Annotated in this window: 9 protein-coding genes; 7 read left to right on the forward strand and 2 right to left on the reverse strand. The window is 34.1% G+C overall.

Annotated features, from left to right (window positions below; genetic code table 11):
- Window positions 1-22 precede the first annotated feature (22 nt).
- From R3333_RS11125 to R3333_RS11155, 7 genes are all read left to right on the forward strand, one after another.
- On the forward strand, window positions 23-568 hold the full coding sequence (locus tag R3333_RS11125; RefSeq protein ID WP_318958852.1) for an NADAR family protein: 546 nt from the start codon (window positions 23-25) through the stop codon (window positions 566-568).
- Window positions 569-638: 70 nt separating this feature from the next.
- Window positions 639-1205, forward strand: a complete 567-nt coding sequence (locus R3333_RS11130) for a hypothetical protein (RefSeq protein WP_318958853.1) — start codon at window positions 639-641, stop codon at window positions 1203-1205.
- A gap of 6 nt (window positions 1206-1211) precedes the next feature.
- Window positions 1212-1934, forward strand: a complete 723-nt coding sequence (locus tag R3333_RS11135; RefSeq protein ID WP_318958854.1) for an energy transducer TonB — start codon at window positions 1212-1214, stop codon at window positions 1932-1934.
- Window positions 1935-2166: 232 nt separating this feature from the next.
- Window positions 2167-2934, forward strand: a complete 768-nt coding sequence (locus R3333_RS11140) for a hypothetical protein (RefSeq protein ID WP_318958855.1) — start codon at window positions 2167-2169, stop codon at window positions 2932-2934.
- 482 nt (window positions 2935-3416) lie between these two features.
- Complete coding sequence (locus R3333_RS11145; protein WP_318958856.1) at window positions 3417-3794, forward strand: hypothetical protein; 378 nt, start codon at window positions 3417-3419, stop codon at window positions 3792-3794.
- A gap of 116 nt (window positions 3795-3910) precedes the next feature.
- Window positions 3911-4471 (forward strand): hypothetical protein, encoded by a 561-nt coding sequence (locus R3333_RS11150; RefSeq protein ID WP_318958857.1) that lies wholly within the window; start codon window positions 3911-3913, stop codon window positions 4469-4471.
- A gap of 74 nt (window positions 4472-4545) precedes the next feature.
- On the forward strand, window positions 4546-5193 hold the full coding sequence (locus R3333_RS11155; protein ID WP_318958858.1) for a hypothetical protein: 648 nt from the start codon (window positions 4546-4548) through the stop codon (window positions 5191-5193).
- An 80-nt stretch (window positions 5194-5273) separates the two neighbouring features.
- On the opposite strand, the gene R3333_RS11160 is transcribed toward R3333_RS11155, so the two are convergent.
- Window positions 5274-6107: an ABC transporter permease gene (locus R3333_RS11160; protein WP_318958859.1), complete on the reverse strand. Its 834-nt coding sequence runs from the start codon at window positions 6105-6107 to the stop codon at window positions 5274-5276.
- A 4-nt stretch (window positions 6108-6111) separates the two neighbouring features.
- Entirely contained in the window at window positions 6112-7005 is an 894-nt protein-coding gene (locus tag R3333_RS11165; RefSeq protein WP_318958860.1) for an ABC transporter ATP-binding protein, read from the reverse strand.
- Window positions 7006-7121 lie beyond the last annotated feature (116 nt).

Here is a 7121-nt window from a genome sequence, read left to right on the forward strand (position 1 = left end):
ACACTCAACAACCCAATGAATAATGAAAAGTTTAAATGAATTAAAGACTGCTTTTGATGAAGGTCAAAAACTCAAATTTCTTTACTTCTGGGGACATCAACCCAATAGGGACGGAAGCGTAAGTAGTTCTTGTTTTAGTCAGTGGTGGGAGTGTAGTTTCACCCATGAAAACCAGCTCTTCTCCTCTACTGAACAATGGATGATGTACCACAAAGCATTGTTGTTTCGAGATGAAGAAATTGCACAAAAGATCCTGGAATCTAATTCACCAGGAGAAGCCAAAGATTTGGGAAGAAAAGTACATGGTTTTGACCAAAAAACTTGGGAGGAAAATAGATTTGACATCGTGGTTGAAGGGAATGTTTTGAAATTTAGTCAAAACGAAAACCTCAAAACTTTCTTGTTGAATACTCAGAACAGAGTATTGGTCGAAGCCAGTCCTGTAGATGAAATATGGGGAATTGGATTGACAAAAGACAGCGAAAAGGCTCAAAATCCACATACATGGAGAGGGTTAAACTTGCTTGGTTTTGCGTTGATGGAAACCAGGAGAATTTTAAAACCTTAAAATCAGCATAGAGAGAATTTCAATTCCACCTCCGAAAAAATTAAACAAACTATACAAATACTTATAAATAATGAAATCAAGGTGTTACATTGAAGCCGATCACAACAATGTTTTTGTTACCATTCAAAATCAACCTTCAGTACAAATGAAAGTGGGACTCATTTCATTATGTCTTTTACTTCTTATTCCATTTATGTATTTAATCTCTATTCCTCCTGAGGAAACGGATAAATCTGTATTTTTTGGTGGTTTAGTTTTCATTCTATTGTATTTGCTTTTGCCCGTAAGACTAACTCTATGGACCCTGAAAGGAAAAGAACAACTCATTTTCAATACGAAGAGTTTTTCCTTTCAAAACAATTACGTTTTTTTTGACACACCGTTAAACACCACACCCATTGGCCAATTTTCCATCTATTTTGCCCCGGATAAGCTGCACAACAAAAACAATCCTGAACAACCATTAGGTAAACTTATTGTACAACACCTCGATAATGAAACGGGACTTCCTTATCATTTGTATACAAGTGCTTTTCCTATCAATGACTTCGACTACATGAATATTATTGATCAAATAGAACACGTTTTTACACATAGAAAAATGTTAGAGGGTCAATTTGTATTTTCAATGAATTAATAAACAATGGCAAGGAGAATCCTATTATTCAAACATATAATCTTCACTGTTTTTTGCGTAATTGCATTTCATAATCAAGTTCACTCCAAAAGAATATACGCGCTCCGAATATGTGTAAAGAATGGATTTGATAATTCATTAATTAAGAATGCCCAAATTTTATTTGATACAGACTCTTCCAATGTTTACTTTACAGACAGCCTCGGCTTCGTAATTTTAGATTCTTGCACAAGCGAAATAATCAATTACACAATAAAACACCCCTTGTATAAAGATTACGTGGGAAGTATATACAATAGAAAAAGAAAAGAGGATGTTTCTAAACATGTTCGAATAACTCTAAAGGAAGAGTTTTTAAAAGATTTTTTTCAACCCTACTATGCAAAGTCTCTTAAAGAAATGCAGCATAATATAGAGCTATATCCAGACAGTTGTTTTAATGCGACATTTCCTGGTGGTGAAAAATTCATGAAGAAATTTTTTCTAATGTATAGTGAATATCCAGAGAAAGCTAAAGAAAACTATGATAAAGGAAAGGTTTACGCATCATTTATAATTGAAAAAGATGGTCATATTTCCACTATTAAAATTATTAAATCTGTTTCCACAGAAATTGATAGAGAATTTAAAAGAGTAATTGAACTTCTTCCCTCTTTTATTCCTTCCTTCTGCGAGGGAGTGCCAGTTCCAAGAGAAGTAATCTGGTATGCTTCATTCTACATAAATTAAGAAAAAACACTTTAATCTGTATCCACCTCCTAGTTTTAGGAGGTGGTCTATTACAAAAGCTATTTCAACAAATTAATTGAAAATTAAAATCCTCCCTTGCCTATTTCTTTTCAGGACAGAAAACCTTAATAGAAAAGATTGCTTACTAATTCAGTAACCACTCCTAAGAGTGATTTAAACTTTTTAAATCTTTTTAAATCAGGCCAAAAACTAATTCATCTACATTTCAGAAATGAAGGATAAAAACAATAACATTAAAAATTTCAAGGTCTTAGGAATATCCATATATAAAAAGAAAAGAATTTGGGAAGAGCTTTTAACCACACCCGAATTTAGAGCCCCCCCTCAAAATCCAGCATTATCTTACCTACTTGAAAACCCATATTTAGGTTTACGTAAAGATTTCTTATGGCATCACGACGAAGAGAACAATACGATAAAAAGTGTACTTTATATACTTTTTGATCTTGTATTACGCAAGAAACTCGATGTTCATGAATACACAGACAGACGTTATGTTCTGGGTTATTTTTTTAAGAAAAATTTAAGTGGATATTACTTCACCCTCGCTAAAAATGAACCTAAAACGCTCCCCCCTTTTACAACTAATATTTTCAACGTATTGTATAAAAGCATTGAAAATAATCAGGGAAAATTGAGCTTTGAATTAGCCATTCATGTGATTTTAGATTTCCTTATTTATCCCAATGAAAAACACGTGAATCCTTTTGTTGAATATCATAAAGCAATTTTAAAGTATAACGCTGAAAATCAATCTTGGTTTACCCTACATAAAACCAAAGAAAGCTACTTTGTTCCAGAATATTTCTATTTGAGTTATGATAATGAAAATTTGAAGAAAGAAGTAGAAACATTCGATAAATTCATCGCTGCGGTAAAGGAGTTTATAACGATTAACGAACCAGCGGCGAACATTTATTTATATATAAAACAAATCCTTTTAAGAGAAATGCACAAAAGAAAAATTAAAGAAAACTAAACCTTAATAATCTACCAAGTAAACTAAATACTCATAAGACTTTTTATACGAATAGTACTATCTTTATTTTATGCAAAAAAACATCAATCCTCAAAGGATAGCTATTTTTAATACTGCCGTAGCAAGCTATTTCATTTTTCTCTTTATCGCAGCTCAATTAGAGTTTAAAGCGTCGTGGCTAGGCTTTTTTGTGGAACTACTAACTATACCCTGCTTTTTTGGACAATTCGTGCTCTTATATTTTAGTATGAAGCAGTTGAAAACCCATAAAGACAAGAAGTTTTTTCTTTACTCCACCTTAGCAGTTTTGGTTACTAGCATTGTTACCTGCGTTAGTCTAATTTTAAGTTTTCTGTAGCAAGCTTTATTCTTATTCTATGCATAATAAAAAAAATGCTATTTTCGTTGGCAAAATTTTAAACACTATAAAACTCAAACTACTAAAAAGGGAATCAGATGATTTCCTCATTAACTATTAAATCATGAAAAAAATCAACACGCTACTACTTTTACTCCTAACTACCCTACTTTGGAGCTGTTCGGGATCTGACACCTATCAAGGTAAATGGAAATGCATGAATGCCGACGAAGAAAAATTCGAACTCTATTTTTCTGAAGATAATGTCAAACTTATTAATCATAGCGATACCGTATTAGAAAGTGAATATGGTCAATACAAATATTCCTACAAAAATGGGATAGTAACCTATGGAATAAGTGGTGAAAATATTGGAACATGGTATCTTTACTTCCCCTATGAAGACGATAAAAACCGTGGACTTATCCTTGATGCGCAGGAGAATATTATATGTAGCATCTCTAAAGAGGATTATTTGAAAATAGAGCAATTAATAGACTAAGTAAAAGTAACTTTTCTCTTCCCCACCGTTAGAAGAAAATGAAAGCTATTCTACTTTTAATCTTCCTTCTAACGGTTTATGCAGCTCCGGTAAATGCAAGGTATAGAATGATATACATGGATGAATTACTTGAAGAAACAAGTGAACTAGCCGAAATTGTAATACATTCTTATACATACACTATTGATACGCTTGGAGATACTTCTCCTCTAAGAATGTATAAAAGCGTATACTGCATGCAATATTCTTATAGTCATCAACCTGACTCTATATTCAAATATATTCCCCAAAGAAACAGTAAATACGGCTGGGTGCTTTTTGCTCACCAAGACAGCATTCTATCCCAATCCTCACTTCATCAAGGCTTTTGGCCAAGAGTAAATGACACGGTATTCGTCTTTTTTGATTTTCAGGGTGAAATAAGTTTATTCGGCAGAGAATTAACTTTAAATAGAATACAACTCTGGTCACCCTACCAAAACTCCTCTTGGACAACCCTCTTTTATGCTTGTGCCCCTTTTGAACAAGATAATAGCGGTAATTTTAATCCAGGTTTTTTAATGGGTCAAAAAGAGAAAGCCAAAGAAAAGGGCTATGATTTAGCGAGTGTTTTTTACCTCTTAATAAGTCGAAAAGATTTAGACGAAATTAAAAGTATTCGAACAAAGCCGAAATAAAAATACCTCAAGACCTCTGATCTCTTAAAAAAATCGTTAAATTGTCTCTAGACAAACCCTTTAGCATAACATAGATGAAACTACTACTTGGAATTTCAATCCTATTCTTTTCACTAGGTAATTCGGTAAGCATTGCACAAAGTTTAACAGACAAACAAGAGCAAGAAGCTTATGAAGCTGGAATTTTCGAAGCCAGGGCTACGGAGACACTTCAAATCAAGGTAGAAACGGACTATCTAACACCTTGCGAAACCAAAGCGTATACGAAGTATGGTGTACGCCCTATACTTTTAGGTACTTCACTATCGGTGTATGAAGAAATAAAATCCACTGCCTTCAACGAAGTTATGTACCAACGCATTAAGGACAGCTTGGATGTGGACCAAGATGTTATCGGTAAGCTAGATTCTAACCAAGTTGTGTTTGACAATAATGACTATGCTAACTTTTTCAAAGCTATTACCCAAGAAAAGATCTCAGATAGTCTTGTAAAACTCCAACTTCCAACAGGAACATTGGAGAAATTAGGTTACCCCTACTTAAAATCGCTTAAAATTAAACATTTGAGCTCCGATACCTGGGTTTCGATAAGCGATTTAGAAAAAGGTGTAACACTTAATTCATTCAATAAAGCGTACTTAGATTTTGTTACAGACCCCAATGAAATTGAACATGATAACTTGTGCATAGACCATACGTTCTACGCTCTTCTCATTGAATAATACAGCTTATAAAGCTAAAACAACCTATGGTAGCACGCTGAACATGTTACTTGAGCATCACATTCATATTTTTTTATGAATTATAGGTCTCTACGTTTCAATAATCTGTACCCTAAAAACAAGTAAATCACCGTCCAAACCAAAGCTGTTGCAAAAGCTTTTATACCGAACCCTGTATCATACTCCACTTGCGCTCCCATAGCCTGCCCCATTTGTTGTGCAGTCTCTAATTGAGAGAAAGGTTCTGGCGTTAAATAATACAAGGACATCAGGGGTAAGTAATGGTTCAATTCTGCCGCTACTTCAGGCATATCAAAGGTCCAACGGATAACCAATAAAATGATCAATTCAAAGACATACCATACAAATACCAATCCCAGTGTTAAGGCAGATTTACGGATCAATAAGGCAACCAGCATACAGAAACTAATAAAAGCGATATGCTTTACAAAATAGCCCAGCATGTACACATATCCTTCAAAATAATCGCTCATTGTGTAGTCTGCAGAATGTATCCACCCCAACAAAGAGCTTAACAGCGTAATAAATACAGTTGCCACCAAACTAAAAAATACAACAGCCAAAAATTTAGAAAACAAAAACTCACGTTTACTCAATCCATCTATCAAGTTTTGTTTCAAGGTTCTACCCGAATATTCCATGGTAATGGAATTGATAATGATGATGGCTAAAAACACTTTGAACCAAGCGGTAATAAATGCAGCTATTTTCCAAATTATAGGAAAATCAAATACTCCTTCTTTTGCCAAATCAAAAGTAAATAAACCAATGTTAAACTTCACTGCTGTCAAAAGAGCCAATAAGGAAAGTAACCCCAAATAAAGGAAGATCAACACCTTTACCAACTTGTTATTCCACAGTTTAAAAAGTTCTATTTGTAATAATCGTATCATGTTCTTAGGCTTGGGTTAATTGAATAAACTGCTCTTCTAAACTCTCCTTCTTAAATACTAGATGTGAAAGACTTACACCGTTTTGCATTAAGTAGTGATTTAAACTCGAAGGTGTGATAACATCTTTAAAAAACACGCGGTAAAGTCCATCTGCTTCCGTTATTTTCTCAAAAGAATTGTGCAATTTCAATTGCTGTATCATTTCCTCGGCATTGTCTGCTTTCAATTCAAAAAATCCATTGGAAGCTATCAATTCATCTACCTTTCCGTTGTAGAGCATTTTTCCTTTTTGCAAGATTAAAACATGCGTACACACCTTCTCCACTTCGTCCAATAAATGAGAAGCTAAAATCACGGTAGTTCCACTTTTAGCAATATCTTTTATCAATTGCCTGATTTGTAAAATCCCTTGCGGGTCAAAACCATTGGTCGGTTCATCTAAAATCAAAACATCAGGATTGTTTAATAAAGCGGAAGCTATGGCCAATCGCTGTTTCATTCCCAAAGAAAAGGTCTTGAAAGCATCGTGTTGTCTGTCTCCCAAACCTACTAAAGTCAACTTTTCTGAAATATTCGCTGTATCTATTTGTTTGATTTTACAGACCAATTCTAAATTTTTGTAAGCAGTCATGTAAGAATAGAAATTCGGACGTTCTATCAAAGCACCTATGCGCTTTAAAGCATCTTGCGGAGAGCTTTTTCCTCCAAACCAACTAAAAGTTCCAGCTGTTGGGTTGATGACATTTAACAACATGCCCAAGGTAGTAGATTTTCCACTTCCATTAGGTCCCAAGAGTCCGTAAACAGCTCCTTTTTCTATACTTAAATCGATTTGATCTACAGCTGTGAGTCGCCTGTATTTCTTGGTGAGTCCTTTGACTTCTAAAACACTTTCCATAGTAGTTAAAGTTTGGATGCATTGAAAGTAACAAAATTCTTTACAAGAAAATATGCCTTTGTACAAGTGGTGATTTTTAGGGGCAAATAACCGCGCTATCCTTACAAGCTAACTCC

It is taken from the genome of Lishizhenia sp., assembly GCF_033720595.1.
GTDB lineage: Bacteria > Bacteroidota > Bacteroidia > Flavobacteriales_D > Crocinitomicaceae > Lishizhenia.

What these genes read in the sequence shown, in the direction of transcription:
- R3333_RS11125 (WP_318958852.1), top strand. Translation starts at nt 23, where the DNA reads ATGAAAAGTTTAAATGAATTAAAGACTGCTTTTGATGAAGGTCAAAAA.
- R3333_RS11130 (WP_318958853.1), top strand. Translation starts at nt 639, where the DNA reads ATGAAATCAAGGTGTTACATTGAAGCCGATCACAACAATGTTTTTGTT.
- R3333_RS11135 (WP_318958854.1), top strand. Translation starts at nt 1,212, where the DNA reads ATGGCAAGGAGAATCCTATTATTCAAACATATAATCTTCACTGTTTTT.
- R3333_RS11140 (WP_318958855.1), top strand. Translation starts at nt 2,167, where the DNA reads ATGAAGGATAAAAACAATAACATTAAAAATTTCAAGGTCTTAGGAATA.
- R3333_RS11145 (WP_318958856.1), top strand. Translation starts at nt 3,417, where the DNA reads ATGAAAAAAATCAACACGCTACTACTTTTACTCCTAACTACCCTACTT.
- R3333_RS11150 (WP_318958857.1), top strand. Translation starts at nt 3,911, where the DNA reads ATGGATGAATTACTTGAAGAAACAAGTGAACTAGCCGAAATTGTAATA.
- R3333_RS11155 (WP_318958858.1), top strand. Translation starts at nt 4,546, where the DNA reads ATGAAACTACTACTTGGAATTTCAATCCTATTCTTTTCACTAGGTAAT.
- R3333_RS11160 (WP_318958859.1), bottom strand. Translation starts at nt 6,107, where the DNA reads ATGATACGATTATTACAAATAGAACTTTTTAAACTGTGGAATAACAAG.
- R3333_RS11165 (WP_318958860.1), bottom strand. Translation starts at nt 7,005, where the DNA reads ATGGAAAGTGTTTTAGAAGTCAAAGGACTCACCAAGAAATACAGGCGA.